This is a genomic window from Vannielia sp. (assembly GCF_029212645.1).
Lineage (GTDB): Bacteria > Pseudomonadota > Alphaproteobacteria > Rhodobacterales > Rhodobacteraceae > Vannielia.
Genome location: NZ_JARGND010000019.1, coordinates 4,107 through 23,473, shown reverse-complemented (window position 1 = coordinate 23,473; position 19,367 = coordinate 4,107). Strand labels below are relative to the sequence as shown.

The 19,367-nt window shown below is 62.4% G+C and carries 18 protein-coding genes; 14 read left to right on the top strand and 4 right to left on the bottom strand.

Translation table 11 applies throughout. The features are described 5' to 3' along the window. Positions 1-125: 125 nt before the first annotated feature. The 3 genes from hfq (at position 126) to P1U55_RS08080 (ending at position 2,535) form a co-directional block, all read left to right on the top strand. The gene (gene hfq / locus P1U55_RS08090) at positions 126-365 is read left to right on the top strand and encodes an RNA chaperone Hfq (RefSeq protein WP_301047033.1); all 240 of its coding nucleotides are present in this window, start codon (positions 126-128) and stop codon (positions 363-365) included. Positions 366-406: 41 nt separating this feature from the next. Next, positions 407-1,645 carry a GTPase HflX gene (gene hflX / locus P1U55_RS08085; RefSeq protein WP_301047032.1) on the top strand — a complete coding sequence of 413 codons (1,239 nt, stop codon included), beginning with the start codon at positions 407-409 and terminating at the stop codon, positions 1,643-1,645. A gap of 149 nt (positions 1,646-1,794) precedes the next feature. Then, positions 1,795-2,535 (top strand): DUF4241 domain-containing protein, encoded by a 741-nt coding sequence (locus P1U55_RS08080; RefSeq protein ID WP_301047031.1) that lies wholly within the window; start codon positions 1,795-1,797, stop codon positions 2,533-2,535. Positions 2,536-2,705: 170 nt separating this feature from the next. Here P1U55_RS08080 and P1U55_RS08075 read toward each other — a convergent pair whose 3' ends face one another. Beyond that, on the bottom strand, positions 2,706-5,171 hold the full coding sequence (locus tag P1U55_RS08075; RefSeq protein ID WP_301047030.1) for a penicillin acylase family protein: 2,466 nt from the start codon (positions 5,169-5,171) through the stop codon (positions 2,706-2,708). An 80-nt stretch (positions 5,172-5,251) separates the two neighbouring features. Here P1U55_RS08075 and P1U55_RS08070 point away from each other — a divergent pair, with 80 nt between their 5' ends. From P1U55_RS08070 to P1U55_RS08060, 3 genes are all read left to right on the top strand, one after another. Continuing rightward, positions 5,252-6,124: an NAD(P)-dependent oxidoreductase gene (locus P1U55_RS08070; protein ID WP_301047029.1), complete on the top strand. Its 873-nt coding sequence runs from the start codon at positions 5,252-5,254 to the stop codon at positions 6,122-6,124. A gap of 57 nt (positions 6,125-6,181) precedes the next feature. Continuing rightward, positions 6,182-7,297, top strand: a complete 1,116-nt coding sequence (locus P1U55_RS08065) for a hypothetical protein (RefSeq protein WP_301047028.1) — start codon at positions 6,182-6,184, stop codon at positions 7,295-7,297. Positions 7,298-7,490: 193 nt separating this feature from the next. Next, a complete protein-coding gene (locus P1U55_RS08060) occupies positions 7,491-8,747 on the top strand; it encodes a glutamate-5-semialdehyde dehydrogenase (RefSeq protein WP_301047027.1) in 1,257 nt (418 codons plus the stop codon). A gap of 48 nt (positions 8,748-8,795) precedes the next feature. On the opposite strand, the gene P1U55_RS08055 is transcribed toward P1U55_RS08060, so the two are convergent. After that, positions 8,796-9,392 carry a histidine phosphotransferase family protein gene (locus P1U55_RS08055; RefSeq protein ID WP_301047026.1) on the bottom strand — a complete coding sequence of 199 codons (597 nt, stop codon included), beginning with the start codon at positions 9,390-9,392 and terminating at the stop codon, positions 8,796-8,798. A 29-nt stretch (positions 9,393-9,421) separates the two neighbouring features. On the opposite strand from P1U55_RS08055, the gene P1U55_RS08050 reads away from it, so the two are divergent. The 7 genes from P1U55_RS08050 to P1U55_RS08020 all read left to right on the top strand — a co-directional run bounded on the left by P1U55_RS08050 (position 9,422) and on the right by P1U55_RS08020 (position 17,493). After that, positions 9,422-9,607, top strand: a complete 186-nt coding sequence (locus tag P1U55_RS08050; protein ID WP_301047025.1) for a DUF3553 domain-containing protein — start codon at positions 9,422-9,424, stop codon at positions 9,605-9,607. A 121-nt stretch (positions 9,608-9,728) separates the two neighbouring features. Next, positions 9,729-10,493, top strand: coding sequence for a GNAT family N-acyltransferase (locus tag P1U55_RS08045; protein ID WP_301047024.1), 765 nt, complete (start codon positions 9,729-9,731; stop codon positions 10,491-10,493). 56 nt (positions 10,494-10,549) lie between these two features. Beyond that, entirely contained in the window at positions 10,550-11,332 is a 783-nt protein-coding gene (locus tag P1U55_RS08040; RefSeq protein ID WP_301047074.1) for a 1-acyl-sn-glycerol-3-phosphate acyltransferase, read from the top strand. A 503-nt stretch (positions 11,333-11,835) separates the two neighbouring features. Beyond that, a complete protein-coding gene (ctrA, locus tag P1U55_RS08035; protein ID WP_301047023.1) occupies positions 11,836-12,555 on the top strand; it encodes a response regulator transcription factor CtrA in 720 nt (239 codons plus the stop codon). Positions 12,556-12,957: 402 nt separating this feature from the next. Beyond that, positions 12,958-15,180 carry an NAD-dependent DNA ligase LigA gene (ligA, locus tag P1U55_RS08030; protein ID WP_301047073.1) on the top strand — a complete coding sequence of 741 codons (2,223 nt, stop codon included), beginning with the start codon at positions 12,958-12,960 and terminating at the stop codon, positions 15,178-15,180. Next, entirely contained in the window at positions 15,177-17,267 is a 2,091-nt protein-coding gene (recG, locus tag P1U55_RS08025) for an ATP-dependent DNA helicase RecG (RefSeq protein WP_301047022.1), read from the top strand. The genes ligA and recG overlap by 4 nt, the downstream gene beginning before the upstream one ends. Positions 17,268-17,370: 103 nt before the next feature. Next, complete coding sequence (locus P1U55_RS08020; RefSeq protein ID WP_301047021.1) at positions 17,371-17,493, top strand: hypothetical protein; 123 nt, start codon at positions 17,371-17,373, stop codon at positions 17,491-17,493. Positions 17,494-17,787: 294 nt separating this feature from the next. On the opposite strand, the gene P1U55_RS08015 is transcribed toward P1U55_RS08020, so the two are convergent. Continuing rightward, on the bottom strand, positions 17,788-18,234 hold the full coding sequence (locus tag P1U55_RS08015; protein WP_301047020.1) for an iron-sulfur cluster assembly scaffold protein: 447 nt from the start codon (positions 18,232-18,234) through the stop codon (positions 17,788-17,790). 80 nt (positions 18,235-18,314) lie between these two features. Between P1U55_RS08015 and hisI the strand changes: the two genes are divergently transcribed. Further along, on the top strand, positions 18,315-18,677 hold the full coding sequence (gene hisI / locus P1U55_RS08010; protein ID WP_301047019.1) for a phosphoribosyl-AMP cyclohydrolase: 363 nt from the start codon (positions 18,315-18,317) through the stop codon (positions 18,675-18,677). On the opposite strand, the gene P1U55_RS08005 is transcribed toward hisI, so the two are convergent. Next, on the bottom strand, positions 18,674-19,367 hold a 694-nt coding region (locus tag P1U55_RS08005), incomplete at its 5' end, for a glutamate--tRNA ligase family protein (RefSeq protein WP_301047018.1). The genes hisI and P1U55_RS08005 overlap by 4 nt on opposite strands.

Sequence of the window (19,367 nt, the reverse complement as noted above, 5' to 3'; positions counted from 1 at the left end):
AAAAATGGGGGGTGGAAACTTCCCAAACCAGCCTCCATAGTGGCCAAGTGGACAGGGGGGACGGTCCGAGGCAGGATATGCGCCCCGAATGCGTGACAAAAAGAAAAAACAGGGCACTTCAAGAAATGGCCAACGACAAACAAAACCTGCAGGATGCCTTTCTCAATCATGTCCGGAAAACGAAAGTTCCGGTGACGATCTTCCTGATCAACGGTGTGAAGCTGCAAGGCGTGATCACCTGGTTTGACAACTTCTGCGTGCTCTTGCGCCGCGATGGACAAAGCCAGCTTGTGTACAAGCATGCGATTTCCACCGTGATGCCCGCGCAGCCGATTAGCCTCTATGAAGGCGAAGGTGAAGAATAGCCGACCAACACGAAACCGCTGAGCGCCCAACACGGGCACTGGTGCTCCATCCCGATATCCAGACCGATCCGTCGCGCCGCGATGCGGGCCCCGCGCTGGATGAGGCCGTAGCGCTTGCCGCGGCGCTCCCTGGTATCGACGTGGTGGGGGCTGAAGTCGTGAACCTGCGCAAGCCGCAGCCCGGCACCCTGCTTGGCAAGGGAAAACTCCAGGATATCAAGGCGATGGTCAACGCGGCTGAGGTTGATCTTGTGTTGGTTGACGGCCCCGTCACCCCCGTGCAGCAGCGCAATCTGGAACAGGAGTGGAAGGTCAAACTGCTTGATCGCACCGGCCTGATCCTTGAAATTTTCGCTGACCGCGCCGCCACTCGTGAGGGCGTGTTGCAGGTCGAACTGGCAGCCCTGTCCTATCAACGCACCCGTCTGGTCCGCGCCTGGACCCACCTAGAGCGTCAGCGCGGTGGTTTGGGCTTTGTCGGTGGTCCGGGGGAAACCCAGATCGAGGCGGACAGGCGGGCGATTGACGACGCCATCAACCGCATCCGCCGACAGCTTTCGAAGGTCACCAAAACCCGCGCCCTGCACCGTGCAGCAAGGGCCAAGGTGCCATTCCCCGTGGTCGCTCTGGTGGGCTATACCAACGCCGGAAAATCCACCCTTTTCAACCACATGACCGGTGCCAACGTGATGGCCAAAGACATGCTCTTTGCCACGCTTGACCCCACCATGCGCTCCATCGAATTGGACCATGGTGAGAAGGTGATCTTGAGCGATACGGTGGGCTTCATCAGCTCGCTGCCCACCGAACTCGTCGCCGCTTTCCGCGCCACGCTGGAAGAGGTGCTGGAAGCTGATCTCATCGTGCATGTGCGCGACATTGCCAGCCCCGAAACCAAAAATCAGGCCGTCGATGTTGAAACCATCCTCGAAAGCCTCGGCGTCAGCGAAGATGTGCCCCGGTTGGAGCTGTGGAACAAGGTTGATCTGCTCAATGATGAGGCTGCCGATGCCCTGCGCAACCTTGCCAGCCGCCGCGAAGATACGCTCGTGATATCAGCAACTTCTGGCGAAGGCCTCACAGAGCTGCACGGCGCAATCTCGGCCCATCTGGCCGATGTACACACCGTCGAAACCCTCACGCTTCCCTTTTCCGAGGGGCGCAAACGCGCGTGGCTGTTTGAGCAAGGGGTGGTCGAGAACGAAACCCAATCCGAGGATGGTTGGGCGCTTACCCTGCGCTGGTCAAGCCGCCAAAAGGCGGACTATGCCCAAGTGTGAAAGGCTGCGAACGTGCCGGCAACCTTTTCTGCAATGCGGCAAAATCGGACGGGCCACACCCCATGCACAAACGATGCACAATCCATGCGTCTCGCATCCGCAGAAATCCGCGTTAACCTGAAGCAAACCCAAACGGCGAGACACGCGCGATGCTGAAATCCCAAAAGCACTATTACTGGATCGGCGGCGGCCTTTGGGTGGCGCTCATGGTGGTGGGTCTCGTGGTGCTCCTGATGGGCGCGGGGCGAGGCCCGCGCATGGCCGACGATGACGAAGACATGGTCTTTGCCGAGGCCGATCTCCTCACCGCCAGCGAGGCCGAACTGGCCCGCCGGAAAATCCTCAAAACCTTCGTCGGGCAGATTGATGTCACCAGCGGGCGCATCACCATGACCGACCCGATCAAAAGCCCTGATCGCCCCCCGATTGATGCCGATATCCCGCTCGGCGGCTACACCGTCACCCTCTACACTCCCAACCCGGCGGGCGGGGTGATCGGGCTGGCGGTGGTTGAGCTTGGCGAAGGCGAGGCCACCCACTGGGAAACCGCCTCGCTTGAGGGCACCATGCTGGATGAACTCTATATCCTCGAAGTCGATCAGGTGCTGGTCATCGGCGATGCCGAAGCGGTGGCGCTCCTTGGACAAGAGGCGCTGAACGCAGACGAACTGTTCAAAGAGGCCGCAACCAAACCACGCCATATAATGCACAACGTCAAAACCGAGGCCAACACGCTGCAAGTGGCCTTGATCGACCCGGATTTCCAAACCTTCAGCGCCGCCACCTATCTCGGCTACGATGACAACGGCAATCTGCTGACAATTGTGCGCGATTTCGGCTACTTCGACAGCGAAAGAACCTTCGGCGGCCCGACCCATACCGGCGAGTAAAACCGCCCCTCTCAATGCTCCTGTAAATATCCCCGCCGGAGGCTCTCAATCTCTTCTGGCGCCCCATGGCTGCCCGCCAAACAGCAAGCTAGCGCGCCACAGCGCCACCTCGAGCCAAATCTACAAAAGGAATGCGCCGCGGGCGCGCGATCAGGTGACCCCAGCCGCGCTCAGCCCTCAGGCGTCAAAACAGTCACGCCCACATTGGCCGCCCGCGCGAGCGCCGGGTCAAGCGACATCGGAATATATTCCCCCCGCCGCCACAGCGCGCCCAGATCGTCATAATGGCGTGACAGCGGATGCCCCGATTGCCCGGTCGCTACAATAAACACCGAGCTGTCAGGATCGTTGAAATCAAGCACCGCGCGAAAGCCCGCCGCGTGGACATTGGTGTAGGGCGCGGGGCCGGTGCCGATGGTGCGGCCGCGTTGCAGGGTGTTGTCGCCGCCCGAGGTGCTTTGGCGAATGTTCACGATCCAGCGCAGCACCGGCACGTCGCCCAGCACCGGATGCTTGTGAAGCGCCTCATGGGCATCCCCCCAGCGCAGGCTCTCAAGGGCTGTGCCGTTATGCTCGCCGATCCAGAGCAGGGCCTCGTCCAGCGCGATGCGGGCGATGTCGGTGCAGGTTTCGGTGATGGTGGATTGCGCCACGTCACACCAGATCGCCGCTCCGTCGATATCGCGGAACACCCGCTCGAGAAACAGCGGGTCGGCGTGGGTAAACTCGCGGGCCATCGGCCCAAGCTCATCGCGCACCAGGCGGTTTTGCAAATGTTTCATCCAGGCGGCAAAGATCAACGGCTCGGGCATATGTTCAGACATCTCGCCATTCCAGTTGGCGAGCATTTCCAGCGCCTTCTGGCGTTGCCGCTCCGGTGTGCCCTCAGAGGCCGCTTCGCCGGTGAACCACAGATCCTTGGCGATCAGCGGCAGCAGCGAGCGGGCGGTGAAGCTGACGCTGTCAAGCTGCGCGTCGATAAAGCTTTCGCGGGTATGCACCTCGCGGCTTTGCATCAGCCGGGTCCAGCGCTGGATCCGCTGGGTATCGCCCCAGGTGTAGCTCACGTGGTTGGGGAAGGGCCGGTCGATAATCTTGTTGTTGGTGTTGCCCAAAATGCCGCCCGGCGGGTCAACGAACTCGGGGTTTTGCGCATAGGGAATGCGCCCTTGCCAGCGGTTTTCGGCCTTCCAGCCAAGCGAGGGCATCCGCCCCTTTGAGGCATGGGCCGGGGTGCGGTTTGGCATGGCCCCCACGGTTTTGAGGCCCACGCGTGACGGTTCGGCAAAGATGAGGTTCAGCGAGGGCGCAATGAAGCCCTCCATCGCGTCAATCGCCGCCTCAATGCTCTTGGCGCGTTGCAACCCGTGGGCCGCACTCATCGAGGTGTCACGCGGGGAAAGCGCCGTCCAGCCAAGTGCTGCGACATGGCCGGGCGGGGTGACGGCGGCAAGGTTGAAGTGCCCGCCGGGCAGGACCGGGCCATTCTCGGTGCGCCGCAGGGTGATGGTGACAGGCTCGGCGTCTTTCACCCTTATGATAGAGGTATCGGAGGTAAAGCGCTTCCAGCCGGACGGGGTGCGGTATTCCTGCGGCGTGGCGGGGTTCAACTCTTCCATGAAGAGATCCTGATCATCCAGGTAAGACGCGGTGATGCCCCAGCCCAGGTCAGAGGACCGGCCCGAAAGCACAAAGGGGATGCCGGGAATCGTGGCGCCGATCACCCCGCCCGTCGTCAGCTCGATCCGCGCAAGATACCAGGTTGAGGGGGCGGTGAGGCCGAGATGGGGATCATTGGCCATGAGCGAGCCGCCGGCGGCGGCGCGTTTGGGGGCTGCGGCCCATGCGTTTGAGGCCCCGGCGCGGCCACGGGCGGGCAGGGGATTGAGCGGATCACGCGCGGCCGTGTCCCAGGCGTGCTGTGCGCCGCCCGGCATCGGCACGAGGGAGGCGTAATCGGGCAGTTCGGCAGTGCCGGCGCCCGGTGTGTCAGGCAGGATATCGGCCAGCCGCGCCTCGGGCAGCATCAGCGACAACCGGGCGCGCAGCACCTCGTCTTGTGCGTGTTCGGTGAGTTGAAGCGCCATCATCTTGCCCATCGCCACGGTATCGGCAGGCCGCCAGGGCGAGATTTGACGCGAGAACAGGAAGAACTCGGGCGCGCCACGGCCCAGGGCTCCTTCGTTGACCTGCGCGATCCAGGCGTTCACCCCGGCGGCATAAGCCTCAAGCGCGCGGGTGGTGGCGGGGTCCTGGTGGGTGACCGAGGCAGAGGCCGCCTCGTAAAGGCCAAAGCGGCGCATCAATTCGTCAATCTTGAGGGCGCGCGGGCCGAACAGCTCTGACAGGCGCCCCTGAGCGGCGCGGCGCGTCATCATCATTTGCCACAGCCGGTCTTGCGCATGGGCAAAGCCGAGGCCGTAATAGACATCCTCATCGGTGGAGCCAAAGATATGCGGCACATTGGCGTTATCGCGCAAAATCTCAACCGGCCCGGCCAGCCCGGCCACGGTATAGCGGGCGTTGTAATCGGGGATCGACCGGGAGGCGAGGTAATAGGCCACGCAGCCCATGAGAAAGGCAATAAGCAGAGTCGCGGTAACGATCCGCAGGAGCCAACGGAAAATACGTGCCATAGGGTGCCTTGAGTTGACCTTCGCGCGGCTTGGGGTAGTTAGGGCATGACCCTAGAGCAACCCTGCGGGAGGATAAAGGCATGGCGAAGGTAGCATTTCTTGGACTGGGCGTCATGGGCTATCCGATGGCGGGGCATCTGGTGAAGGCGGGCCATGAGGTGACGGTCTATAACCGCACGGGCGCAAAGGCCGAAAGCTGGGTGAGCGAGTATGGCGGCAAGGCGGCACGCACCCCGGCAGAGGCCGCCACCGGGCAAGATTTTGTGATGGCTTGTGTGGGCAACGATGACGACCTGCGCCAGATTTGCGTGGGCGAGGGCGGGGCGATTGCCGCGATGGCGCCGGGCGCCGTGTTTGTGGATCACACAACGGTAAGCGCCGCCGTCACCCGCGAGATGCACGCCGAGGCCGAAAAACGGCAGGTGAGCTTTGTTGACGCACCGGTAAGTGGCGGGCAGGCGGGCGCAGAGAACGGCGCGCTGGCGGTGATGTGCGGCGGCGATGCCGAGGCCTACGGCCGCGCCGAGCAGATCATCGCGGCCTACGCCAAGAACTGCCAGCGGATGGGCGAGAGTGGCGCGGGCCAGTTGACCAAATGTGTGAACCAGATTTGCATTGCCGGGTTGGTGCAGGGGCTTTCGGAAGGCATCAACTTTGCCCAGAAGGCCGGGCTGGACCCGAAAGCGGTGATCGAGGTTATCAAGGATGGCGCGGCGGGAAGCTGGCAAATGGCCAACCGCTACGAGACCATGGTCGATGACAGGTTTGACCACGGCTTCGCGGTGGATTGGATGCGCAAGGATCTGGCGATCTGTCTGGCCACCGGGGACGACATTGACGCGCCTCTGCCGATCACGGCGCTGGTGGACCAGTTCTACAAGGACGTGCAGGCGCTTGGTGGGGGGCGGTGGGATACCTCCTCTTTGCTCAAGCGGCTGAAAGCGTTTGACTGAGGTAACCGGGGCCGGGCGGTTTGGCCCGGTTGCCGCCCGTTTTGTGAAGTGAGCCAGATGTTCCATCCTATTCCGTTTCGCCAGATGCCCGCGCTGGTGCATACAACCGACACCCACCTGGGAGACCTGACGCGGATTGCCGAAGAGATCATCGAGGCGGTGCAGGGCGGTTTGGCAGAGGGGGAGCTTGAAGGCTCGGTCTGGGGTATTCATGCGCAAAGCGTCCAGAAACCTTTGTTACGTGTGGTTCAAACTGGCAATGCAGGCCGGTTGGCCGAGCTTTTGGGCAGCCTCCACACCCGCATATTCACGCTGGGGTACGATCAACACGCCCGGATCACCGCCAAGCTGCGCGACGACCCGCAATCGCGGGCGCAACACGCCAGGCACATGGCGCACACGCTGCTCTACCATGCCTTCGCGCTTGGGGTTGCGCCGATGTGGAACGCGGCGCAGCGCAACGGGCTGTTTACCTATGTCGAGCGTGATGAGACCGATGAGATTGCCTGCGCCTGCCTCGATGTCTTGGGGTTGGCGGGCGCGCTGCCGGTTTCGGGGCCCAATACCTGTGGGGTGCCAACCGCACGTGGGGTGCTGAACGAACGCCAGCTTTTGGCGCTTGGCTACCTGCGCGAGGTGCAGGCGCATCTGTCTGCTACCGGCAGGCGGTATGATCGGATTGTCGAGATCGGTGGCGGGTTGGGGCGACTGGCGGTGCTGGCCCAGCGGGTGATTGATCTGCCTTACACCATCATCGACCTGCCCGCCGTGGCGATCACGCAGTATGCGCTGCTGCGCGGCAATGGGCTGGAGGCGCGGCTGTTTGCGCCTGCGCCGGGGGCGCGTGGGGTATCATTGGTAAATGCCTTTGCGTCGTTCGAGCCGGAGGACTATCGCAACAGCCTGTTCGTGAATTTCGACGCCCTGGTTGAGATGAACCGCGAAACGCAGGAGCGATACTTTGATCTGATCGCTGCCTCGGAGAGTGATTTGCTGTCGGGCAACCATGAGGCCGCCAAGGAGATAACCGACGAGGGGCATCGCCAGAACATCGACATTGCGCGGATCGCCGAGCGCGGGCTGGTGGCCGGGCCGAGGCAGATGTTTTGGGAGCGTCAGGGTTACGTGACCCAGCGGTTCCTTAGCCCAAGGGAGCCTCTGCGGGGTGGTTAAAGGGCGGGGGGCCAGCCCCCCGCACCCCCCGGGATATTTATTGGAGCATTGAGAGAGGGGCTGGGAGGGATTGACTGTGGTCATTTTCTTGCTGGAAATATCCCCGCCGGAGGCACAAATCTTTGACTCACGGGATGGAATGTTGAGCCGCGGTCACAAATGCCCTAAATCCCACTCAAAGGGAGCCTGACCGATGAAAGATCTAACCCACGATATTCCCGCGTTGATGGCCGATATGGGCCGTCGCGCCCGTGCTGCCGCGTCTGAGTTGGCCTTTGCGCCGACCGAGACGAAGGCGCAGGCGCTTGAAACCGCTGCCGATGAATTGCTCGCTTTAACCCCGGCAATCCTTGAGGCCAATGCCCGCGATCTGGCTTTTGGCCGGGAAAAGGGGCTTTCGGAGGCGATGATGGACCGGCTCGCGCTTGATGAGGGCCGGATCGAGGCGATGGCGGAAGGGCTGCGCGCTATTGCGGCGCAGGTTGATCCGGTGGGCGAGTTGATCGAGGCGTGGGAGCGCCCCTCGGGCCTGCATATTCAGAAGGTACGCACGCCGCTGGGGGTGATCGGTGTGATCTATGAAAGCCGCCCCAATGTGACGGCGGACGCGGGTGCGCTTTGCCTCAAGTCCGGCAACGCGGTGATCCTGCGCGGCGGCTCGGAGAGCCTGCACAGTTCTGGCGCGATCCATGCGGCACTGGTCAAGGGCCTCAAATCCGCCGGTTTGCCCGAAGATGCGATCCAGCTGGTGCCCACCCGTGACCGCGCGGCGGTGCAGGCGATGCTGACGGCGGTGGAGCATATTGATGTGATCGTGCCGCGCGGCGGCAAGGGGCTGGTCGGGTTGGTGCAGCGGGAGGCCCGCGTGCCTGTTTTTGCGCACCTTGAGGGGATTTGCCATGTTTACGTGGATGTGGATGCCGACCCGAAAAAGGCCCTTGAGGTTGTGTTGAATGCCAAGACCCGGCGCACCGGGATTTGTGGATCTGCTGAATGCCTGCTCATCCATCAGGACGTGGCAGAGCTTGGCCAGGAGATCGTGGATGCGCTGATTTTGGCGGGTGTTGAGGTTTATGCCGGGGAGGGGCTGAAGGGCTCACGCGAGGCGACCGAGGATGATTTTGGCGTTGAGTGGCTGGATATGAAGATTTCGGCCCGGATCGTGCGAAACATCGACGGCGCAATTGAGCACATCCGCACCTATGGCTCCCAACATACCGAGGCGATTCTCACTGAAAACCAAGCAGCTGCGCAGCGGTTCTTTGACCGGGTCGATAGTGCGATCCTGATGCACAATGCCTCCACCCAGTTTGCCGATGGGGCGGAGTTTGGCATGGGGGCCGAGATTGGCATTGCCACCGGCAAGCTGCATGCCCGTGGCCCGGTTGGCGCGCGCGAGTTGACCAGCTTCAAATACCTTGTCACGGGCGATGGAACGATTCGCCCGTAACGCTTGTTTCCGCCGATAAAACAAAGGCTTATAGGTGATTTGTTAAGCCTAGAAGGCAATCGTGATCTCGGTATCGTCGCGGGCCACTCTGAGCGTGCGATCAAGCGCGTCAAGTGCCAGGGGCAGCAGCGCAAATTGCAACATGGCGGGCGATAGGCCTTCGCGGCTGCGCGCAGCCATGGCGGCCCAGGCGGGCTCTTCGCCTCGGGTGCGCTCGGCACGCGCCGTCATGACCCAGCTTTCGCCCGATGTGCCCATCACATCAACCGTGCCGCCAAAGGCCAGTTCGGTTTCAAGACAGAGCAGCGAAAGGAAAATCGCCCGCAGGTCCTGCCGCGCCACCGGCCCGGTGGGGGGCCACAGGAGGGTGGTTTTGGAGGCGGCGTAATAATCGGCCAGCGTGCTGGCGATCTCGCGCTCGCCCACGCTTTGGTTGGCGTCGGCCTGGCCAAAGGCGATGCGGAAAAACTTGATCCGCGCCTCGGCATTCTTCACGCTGTCGCCAACCAATGTCAGCTCCGGGCTGCCTGCAAGGCCCGTCATGCCCAAAAGCTCAACCCCGTTTCCGATTGCACCAACCGGTGAAATCAGGTCATGGCAGATGCGCGACGCAAGCATCATCGCCAGATCAAACCCCTCATCCATGGGCGCACCCTGCACCCGGAAAGGACAAAATGCCCAATGAACTCAACAGCATATTAGAGCCGGGAATGCTGGTGCGCCACCCCGCAGAGCCCGATTGGGGGCTGGGGCAGGTGCAATCCAACATCGGCGGGCGCATCACCGTCAACTTTGAAGAGGCCGGGAAAGTGGTGATCGACGGCAAGCGGATTCTCCTCGATATTGTGTATGAAACCTGACCCTCGCGGTGAATGGTTAACAAGATATTAAGCAGGAAGTGGATCTCGGTGCGACAGCTTAGCTTGCCTCGGCGGATTGCCGCCCCTAGAACCCTCGCCGGACAGGCAGGAAAGGGCAGGGATGGCCACTGGCACGCCGGACTTTGAGCTGCGCTTGGCCCGCAACGAGGCCGACCTCACCGCCGTGCAGCGGCTGCGCTACGATGTGTTCGTGGGCGAACTCGGCGGCGATGGGCCGCTGGTGGACCATAACGCCCGGCTGGAGCGTGACCGCTACGATGCCCGATGCGACCACCTGATGCTGGTCGACAAAACCGCGGGCGCGGTGGTTGGGGTTTACCGGCTGTTGCCGGGGGCGGTGGCGATGGCGGGCGATGGGTTTTACAGCGAAGGCGAGTATGATCTGACGCCGCTCATCTCATCGGGGCGCAAGCTGCTGGAGCTGGGCCGCTCCTGCCTGGCACCTGACTATCGTGGCGGCATGGCGATGTTCCGTCTTTGGGGCGGGCTTTGGGACTATGTCGAGGCACGCGGCATCGAGGTGCTCTTTGGCACGGCCTCCTTTCATGGCACCGATGTGGACGCGCTGAAGACGCCGCTGGCCTACCTGCACCACCATCACCTTGCCCCAGAAGCGCTGCGCCCCAAGGCCCGCCCGCCAGAGGCCACCACGATGGACCTCATGCCCGCGCCCGAGATTGACCGGGTGGCGGCGATGAAGGCCACCCCGGCGCTGATCAAGGCCTACCTGCGGCTCGGCGGCTGGGTGGGTGAGGGCGCGTGGGTGGACCGGGATTTCAACACCACCGATGTGTGCCTTGTGCTGGATGCAAACCATGTGAACCCACGCCAGGTGGCGATTTACAAAGGGGAGCGGGCGCAGTGAGCGATGAGCCGAATGGCGCGCTATGGTCTGGGGACGAAGCCCCGCCAGCCCGCCCGCTGGGCGCCGCTGATTGGCTGCGCGTGGTGATGCGGGGCCTGCCGTTGGGGCTGATCACCTTTGGCAGCCTTGCGGTGCTGCTGCTCGTGCGTCTGATCGAGCGCCCGCTTTGTGGCGATGAGCGCCCGGTGACGCCCTATATCACCCAGTTCGTTTGCAAGAGCGCCTTTATCTGTTTGGGCATGCGCCACCGCACCCATGGCCGCGCAATGCAGCATCGCGGTGCTGTGGTGGCCAATCATGCAAGTTGGCTTGATATCTTTGCGCTGAACGCGCCGCAGCGGGTTTATTTTGTCGCCAAGGCCGAAGTTGCGGGCTGGCCGGGCATCGGCTGGTTGGCGCGGGCCACCGGCACGGTGTTTATCCGGCGCGACCGGCGCGAGGCACGGGCGCAGCAGGCGGTGTTTGAGGAGCGGTTGAAGCGCAATCATCACCTGCTGTTCTTTCCCGAGGGCACCTCAACCGATGGGCGGAGGGTGCTGCCCTTCAAGCCAACACTGTTTCAGGCGTTTTACACTGATGATCTGCCGGAGATTTTGCATATCCAGCCGGTGTCGGTTGTCTATCACGCGCCCGAGGGGGAGGACGCGCGGTTTTATGGCTGGTGGGGGGATATGAGCTTTGGCGGGCACCTGTTGAAGGTGCTCGCGGTGCGGCGCAACGGGGCGGTCGATATCATGTTTCACCCGCCGATCCCGGTGGCCGGGGCAGGCGGGCGCAAGGCGCTGTCGGCCTCTTGTGAACGGGTCGTGCGGCGCGGGCTGGAACGGTATCGGGGCTAGATGCGGGCGTCGATGGGGTGTTCACATGCCGTCCTGATCGGCTGCTGGGGGCTACTGTGTCAGGATGCCGCCCGCCCGAAAGTGACAACCATGTCCTTGCATTCAGAGGCCAGCCCCTGACGGAAGCTCAGCCGCGAAACGACGCCGGTTTCGCCACTTGCAGGCGGTAAGCACATTACCCCCCGTCGCGCCCGCAGCCCTGATGACGGGCATTTTGGGGCAGGGTCTTTCGGTTCACCATGTTTGGCTTTTGGCGCTGCAAACCCGCGAGTCTCAGGGTCGGATCGAAGGACCAGTATTGTGGGACGTTACACTTGGGACACCTTTCGTGGCGGCGGTAAGGGGGCGGATTCAATCTAAAATGACCATGAATTCAAACCTCCCCAGAAATAGCGGACTAGACAACGCATGGTTGTGGCTTGACACTGTTCACCACTGGTAACGGGCGATTAACCATTGTCAGTCATGTTGGTTTTCGAACGATAGCGAGACGGAGCAATTCGATGCGAATCCTTTTGGTCGAAGACGACCCCACCACTTCGAAAAGCATCGAAATGATGCTGACCCACGCCAATCTCAACGTCTACTCGACGGATCTGGGCGAGGAGGGTGTCGATCTGGCCAAGCTATATGACTACGATCTGATCCTCCTTGATCTCGACCTGCCGGATATGACGGGGCATGAGGTGCTGCGCCAGTTGCGGCTGGCACGGATTGATACACCAATCCTTATCCTTTCTGGCGCAGATGATACGGAAAACAAGCTGAGAGGCTTTGGTTTTGGGGCGGATGACTACCTGACAAAACCATTCCACCGCGAGGAGCTGGTGGCGCGCATTCACGCCATTATCCGCCGTTCGAAGGGCCATGCCCAATCGGTCATCGAAACCGGCAAGATCCTGGTGAACCTTGATGCCAAAACGGTTGAGGTGGAAACCAAGCCGGTGCATTTGACCGGCAAGGAATACCAAATGCTGGAGCTTCTGAGCCTGCGCAAAGGCACGACGCTGACCAAGGAAATGTTCCTCAATCATCTTTATGGCGGCATGGACGAGCCGGAACTGAAAATCATTGACGTTTTCATCTGCAAGTTGCGCAAAAAATTGGCGACGGCGACCGGGGGTGAAAGCTATATCGACACGGTCTGGGGACGGGGCTATGTGCTGCGCGACCCCGAGCCAGAAGAGAATACCGGCGGCCCACGAATGGCAGTCGGAGCGTAACGCCGAGGCGGGTCGCCAGAGCCGGGGTCCGATGCGGTGCCAGAATGGCCCGCTCGGAAAGGCCCGGCAGGCGGCACTGCTAACGATTCTTGCGGCGACTTCAGAGAGCTGAGGCATCGGGGAATGGCACAGATGCTTCTGGCGACCGGAGCCTGAGCATGCGATGCGCCCGCCCTGACGGTCCGCTCCCGAACATGCCGTGGCAGACGGGCCACCACCCTGGCCACCCAAGCACTCTTTAGCCGCGATCTATGGGGAATAGCGTGATCACAGCGGGTACAACGCTGATCGCTTCCTGAACTTCTGGACCTCGACGCAATGGCCTCCTATCAATCGGGGGCATCAGGCGGAGGGCAGGGCGTGGCGAAAGCGGCATCGGATCATCAGGATGACATCGAGGCGATGAGCCCGAAGCGTGCGGCGGAGGAGCTGGGGCGGTTGGCCGAGGTGTTGGCACAGGCGAATGCGGGGTATTATCAGGCCGACGCGCCGATCATGGACGACGCCGAATATGATGCGCTCAAACGCCGGAACGCCGCGATCGAGGCGGCTTTTCCTGATCTCAAACGTGCGGATTCCCCATCGGATCAGGTTGGCGCTGCTCCGTCGGAGGGCTTTGGCAAGGTCCGCCACACGGTGCGGATGTTGTCGTTGGGCAATGCTTTTGACGATGGCGATATCATCGAGTTTGACAAATCCATCCGCAGTTACCTGGGCCTGCCGCGCGCGGCGCCCCTGGCTTATACCGCCGAACCCAAAATCGATGGCCTGTCGCTTTCGCTGCGTTATGAGGGCGGCCAACTGATCCAGGCGGCAACGCGGGGGAACGGTGAAACCGGGGAAAACGTAACCGCGAATGCCCGTACAATCGCCGATATCCCCACCGAATTGATCGGCGCGCCAGAGGTTTTGGAGGTGCGCGGCGAAGTTTACATGAGCCACGCGGATTTTGCCGCGCTGAATGAGCGGCAGGAATCGGCAGGCGGCAAGCCCTTTGCCAACCCAAGGAACGCCGCTGCCGGATCTCTGCGCCAGTTAGATGCCGAGATTACGCGAAAAAGACCGCTAAAATTTTTCGCATATGCCTGGGGCGAGCTTTCGCAGCCTTTGGCGGATACCCAGCTTGGCGCAATCGAACGGTTGAGGGATTTGGGCTTTTCGACCAACGAGCTGACTCAACGCTGCGATGGCCCCGACGCGATGATCGCGCATTACCGGATGATCGAAGAAACGCGCCCACATCTTGGCTATGATATCGACGGGGTGGTCTACAAGGTGGACGATCTTGGGCTGCAAGCGCGGCTTGGCTTTCGTTCGACCACGCCGCGATGGGCGATAGCGCATAAGTTCCCCGCCGAACTGGCCTGGACCGAGTTGGAAAAGATCGAAATTCAGGTGGGCCGGACCGGGGCGTTGAGCCCGGTGGCGCGGCTGAAGCCGGTTACGGTGGGCGGTGTTGTTGTGTCAAACGCGACGCTGCACAATGAGGATTACATCGCCGGGCGTGACGCCAAAGGAGGTGAAATCCGTGGGGGCAAGGACATCCGCGAAGGCGATTTTGTGCAGGTCTACCGCGCCGGGGATGTGATCCCCAAGGTAGCAGACGTGGATCTTTCAAAACGGCCCGGAAACGCAGTGCCTTTTGATTTTCCGCAGGTCTGCCCGGAGTGCGGCTCTCCCGCGATCCGCGAAGAGGGAGAGGCTGAGCGCGGCTGCACGGGTGGCTTGATTTGCCCGGCGCAGGCCGCTGAAAAGCTGAAGCATTTCGTGTCCCGCGCGGCTTTTGATATTGAAGGCCTTGGGGCGAAAAAAGTGGAAGCTTTTTACGGGGACCCTCAGCTTCCGGTCAAGGAACCGGCAGATATTTTCACCCTGCGGGAGCGCGATGCCGCCAATTTGGCCAAGCTGGCGAATCGGGATGGCTGGGGGCAGACAAGCGCGAAGAACCTCTTTGATGCCATTGATGAAAAAAGAAAAATCCCGCTGTCCCGGCTGATCTTTGGGCTTGGCATTCGCCATGTGGGTGAGGTTGCGGCGCAGGATTTGGCGAGGCACTACGGCACATGGGAGGCCATGGCGCGCGCCATTGATACCGCCCGCCCGGCCGCTTTGGCCCATCGTGCGGCGGATGAGGCGGCCGAGGCAGAACGGCGGCGTGCCGATAGTGAAGGGCGCCGCGCCCGGCTTGCGGAGGCGCGGGGCAAGGCGGTGGCCGATTGCGAGGTTCCCGAGGCGGCGAGCGAGGCCTGGGCCGAGTTGATCGGCACCGATGGGATTGGCCCGGTGATGGCGCTGTCGCTTTCGGATGCCTTCGCCAACCCCGAGGAACGCGCCGCGATGGACCGCCTGTTGCCGCATCTCACCCCGCTGCCGCCGGAAGCGCGCGCAGATGACAGCCCGGTCGCGGGCAAAACCGTGGTTTTTACCGGCACGCTCGAAAAGATGACACGCGCCGAGGCAAAGGCGCGGGCGGAATCCTTGGGGGCCAAGGTTTCGGGCGCGGTTAGCGCCAAGACTGACCTGCTGGTTGCCGGGCCGGGCGCTGGATCAAAGGTCAAAAAGGCGGCTGATCTGGGCGTGAAAACCATCAACGAAGACGGCTGGCTGGAGTTGATTGGCCAATGAGCACCCGCCCGCAACGCCTGTTTCCGCTGTTTGCGGAGGTGGATACGCTCCCCGGCGTTGGCCCCAAGAGCAAGAAGGCGCTCGCAGGCATGGGGATCAGCCGGGTGCGCGACATGCTTTATACGCTCCCGCACGGCGTGGTGGATCGGCGGCGGCGCGACACGGTGCAGGGGGTGGCGCCGGGCACGATGGTGACGGTTGAGGTGACGGTGAAGCGGCATCGCGGCTCCTCGCGCCCTGGCGGGCCTTACCGGGTTGAGGTGGAAGACGCGCAGATTGACTTTACGCTGATGTTCTTTCGGGGAGGTGGCAAATGGCTGGAGCAGCAGTTGCCAACCGGGCAGCGGCGGGTGATTTCGGGGAAATTGGAGCACTTTGACGGGATGGCCCAGATCGTCCATCCGGACTATATTTTGCGCCCTGACGAGGCTGGGGAAATCCCCGAATTTGAGCCGATTTATCCGCTGACCGCCGGGGTGACCCAGCGGGTGATGGGCAAGGCGGCGGAGGCGGCGCTTGCCCGCGCGCCCGCGTTGGATGAGTGGATGGACGGCACCTTGGTGGCGCAGGAGGGCTGGCCTGCGTGGAAGGATGCGATGGAGGCGGCGCATCGCCCGAAAGGCGCGGCGGAGGTTTCTGAAACAGCGCCCGCGCGGCGTCGACTGGCCTATGACGAGCTGTTCGCGCATCAGTTGACGCTGGCGTTGGCGCGGGCCGGGCGGCAGGCGAAGCCCGGAATTGCCTCGGTTGGGGATGGGCGCTTGCAGCGCGCGGTTCTGGATGAACTTCCCTACACGCCGACCGGCGCGCAAACCCGCGCGGTTTCTGAGATTGCGGGGGATATGGCAGCGCCGCGCCGGATGAACCGCTTGCTTCAGGGCGATGTTGGCGCGGGCAAAACGCTGGTGGCTTTGATGGCCTTGTTGATCGCAGTGGAGGCAGGCGGGCAGGGGGTTTTGATGGCGCCGACCGAGATTTTGGCGCGCCAGCACTTTGGTGCGCTGGCCCCGCTGGCCGAGGCGGCTGGCCTGCGGGTAGAGCTGCTCACGGGGCGAGACAAGGGCGCTGACAGGGCCGCCAAGCTGGCCGCAATTGCCGAGGGCGATGTGCATATTCTGGTTGGCACCCATGCGGTTTTTCAGGATGAGGTGCAATTTGGTGATCTGCGCCTCACCGTGATCGACGAGCAGCATCGCTTTGGCGTGAACGAGCGTGCCCGGCTGGGGGCCAAGGGCGCGGCGGTGGATGTTTTGGTGATGTCGGCCACGCCGATCCCGCGCTCACTTTCGCTCACCCAATACGGCGATATGGAGATCTCGGTGTTAGACGAAAAGCCCCCCGGCCGAACCCCTGTCACCACCGCAATGGTGAGCGCCGAGCGGATGGATGCGGTGGTGGAGCGACTTCGCGCTGCGGTGGCCGAAGGGCGGCAATGCTACTGGGTGTGCCCGCTGGTCGAGGAAAGCGAGATCACCGCGGCGACAGCGGCGGAAGAGCGTTTCAAACGGCTGCGTGCGGCTTTGGGGGAGGGGCGCGTTGGGCTGGTGCACGGCCAGTTGCGCCCCGATGAGAAAGACGCGGCCATGGCGCGGTTTGTGGCGGGCGAAACCGGGGTGTTGGTGGCGACCACGGTGATTGAGGTGGGGGTGGATGTGCCCAATGCCTCGATCATGGTGATCGAGCAGGCCGAACGGTTTGGCCTTGCGCAGCTGCACCAATTGCGCGGGCGTGTGGGGCGTGGCGCGGTGGAAAGCACCTGCATTTTGATGTATCAGCCGCCGCTGGGCGAAACGGCCCGCACCCGGCTGACCACCCTGCGCGAAACCGAGGATGGTTTTCGCATCGCTGAGGTTGATCTTGAGATGCGCGGCGCCGGTGATGTGCTGGGCACCGCCCAATCGGGCTTGCCCAAATTCAGGATCGCCGATGTGGAACGGATGGGCGCGCTCGCCGAATTGGCCCAAAGTGATGCGCGCACGCTGCTGGAGCTTGACCCGGCGCTCGAAGGCAAGCGCGGCACGGCGGCGCGGGGGTTGTTATGGCTCACCGAGCAGGACAGGGCAATTCGTTTACTTTCAGTTGGTTAGCAGGCATCGCAGCATTTTGTTCGCAAATGTTCTAAAAATTGCTTGATCAAAGCGAGAACATATGAGAACAAAGGCGCAACACGAACCAACGAGGACGCCAACGATGTTTTGCAAGATCAAAACCCGCCTGAATGCCACCATGCCGCCGCTTGCGGCTGATGCAATCGGGGCGCTGGCGCTCATGGTTACCCTGTTTGGCGGCCTTCATCTGCCAAGCATGTTCTAAGGTTTCTCCAGCCGGACGGATCTGCCTCTTTTCGTCTTGCTTGCCTGCGGTTCAGGGCCGGAGCATGTCACATTCCTTGTCCCCAATTCGGAATGTGCCTTGCTCATTGCCTGTCTAGAGCAACACAGGGCTTCCCCCGCCCGCTGCTCCGGCCCTGGCACCGTTTTTACTAACGCCGCCATCCTCCCCGGATGCGCGGCGGTTTTTTTGCGTGGTGGATGGCCAGCCCGCGCAGGTTTTCTTGCTGAAAATATCCAAATAAAAATTGGAATGCGCCGCAGGCGCGCCGTTATTTCAAGCTGCGGCTTGGGCTTCGGCGATCGCTTCGGCGGTGGCATCGAGCGCCAGCATGATCGAGGCATGACGATTGCGGAAATCCCGTGCCGGGAGCAGCGCCTCATAGCCATCAAAGGGCGCGTCCGGCACCGGGCCGTCTTCGGTCAGCATGGATTTCAGCGCCTTGCGCGCGGCCAGAATTTCGGCCTCTGTCCGCCCTATGGCCACAGCGCCCAGCACAGAGGCCGAGGCCTGGCCGAGGGCGCAGGCTTTCACGTCCTGCGCAAAGCGCGAGATCTTGCCATCGGTCATATCCAGATCAACCGTCACGGTTGAGCCGCAGAGCGGAGAGCGTTTTTTGACCGTCGCCATAGGCGAATCCAACCGCCCAACCTGCGGGATCTCGGCGGCCAGTTCCAGAATGCGGCCTGAATAGAGCTTAACAAGATCGGTATCGCCGGGCATTTTCTCTCCTTCGGGGCCTTTCCTTTCGCCCCTTGCCCCCCATAGATAGCGCCGACAGACGCAGTTGCAAAGGAGCAGTCATGCCGTTTGATGCACAGACATTGGTCTATAACGAACAGGGCCTTATCCCGGCAATCGCACAGGCCGACGGCACGGGCGAGGTGCTGATGATGGCCTGGATGAACGCCGAAGCGGTGGAGCGCACGCTGGCAACCGGCCGGGTGACCTATTGGTCACGCTCGCGTTCGGCCTTTTGGGTGAAGGGCGAAACCTCGGGGCATGTGCAGCGGCTGGTGGATTTTCGGGTGGATTGTGACCGTGATTGCCTGCTGGTGATCGTGGAGCAGGAAGGCCCGGCCTGCCACACGAACCGGCGCAGTTGCTTTTTCACGGGCGTGCGCGATGGCGTTGAAGTTGAGCTCATGACGCCGATGGAGCGCTAAAGTCCGAGAAGGCGGCGAAGGCTTTCCGGGGTTGCGCCATCATCGCGGTAGCGGGCGATGGCGCGGGCATCATCGCGCTTGGCCAAACGCTTGCCGCTGTCGTCGCGAATCAGCCGGTGGTGGTGATAGATCGGTGCGGGTAAGTCGAGGAGAGCTTGCAGGAGGCGATGGAGGAAGCTCGCGGTAAACAGATCAGCGCCGCGCACCACATGGGTGATCTGCTGGGCGGCATCATCCACCACAACAGCCAGATGATAGGCCGCGCCCATGGAGGCGCGCGCGAGCACGGCATCGCCGATCCAGTTGAGCAGGTAGTCGGCGGTGAGCAAGTGCTGGCCTGCGTGCTCCGGTCCAGTTTCGGTGAAGCCGGGAAGGGTGGGAAGCGCGGCGATGGCTTTGGCCATATCAAGACGGATCGCATCCTGCGGCCCGGCACTTGAAAGCGGGCGGTTGCGGCAGGTTCCGGGGTAAACCATGCCATCGGGGCCGATCAGCGGCGCACCTTCTTGCGGGGCGGAGGCGGCGGCGGCAATGTCGCGGCGCGAACAGTTGCAGGGGTAGGTGAGGCCCATCGCGCCAAGCGTTTTGAGCGCAGCGGCGTAATCTGCCGCGTGGTCGGATTGGCGGCGGCAAGGCTCGGGCCATGTGAGGCCAAGCCACGCGAGATCACCCTTGAGCTGGGCTTCCCAT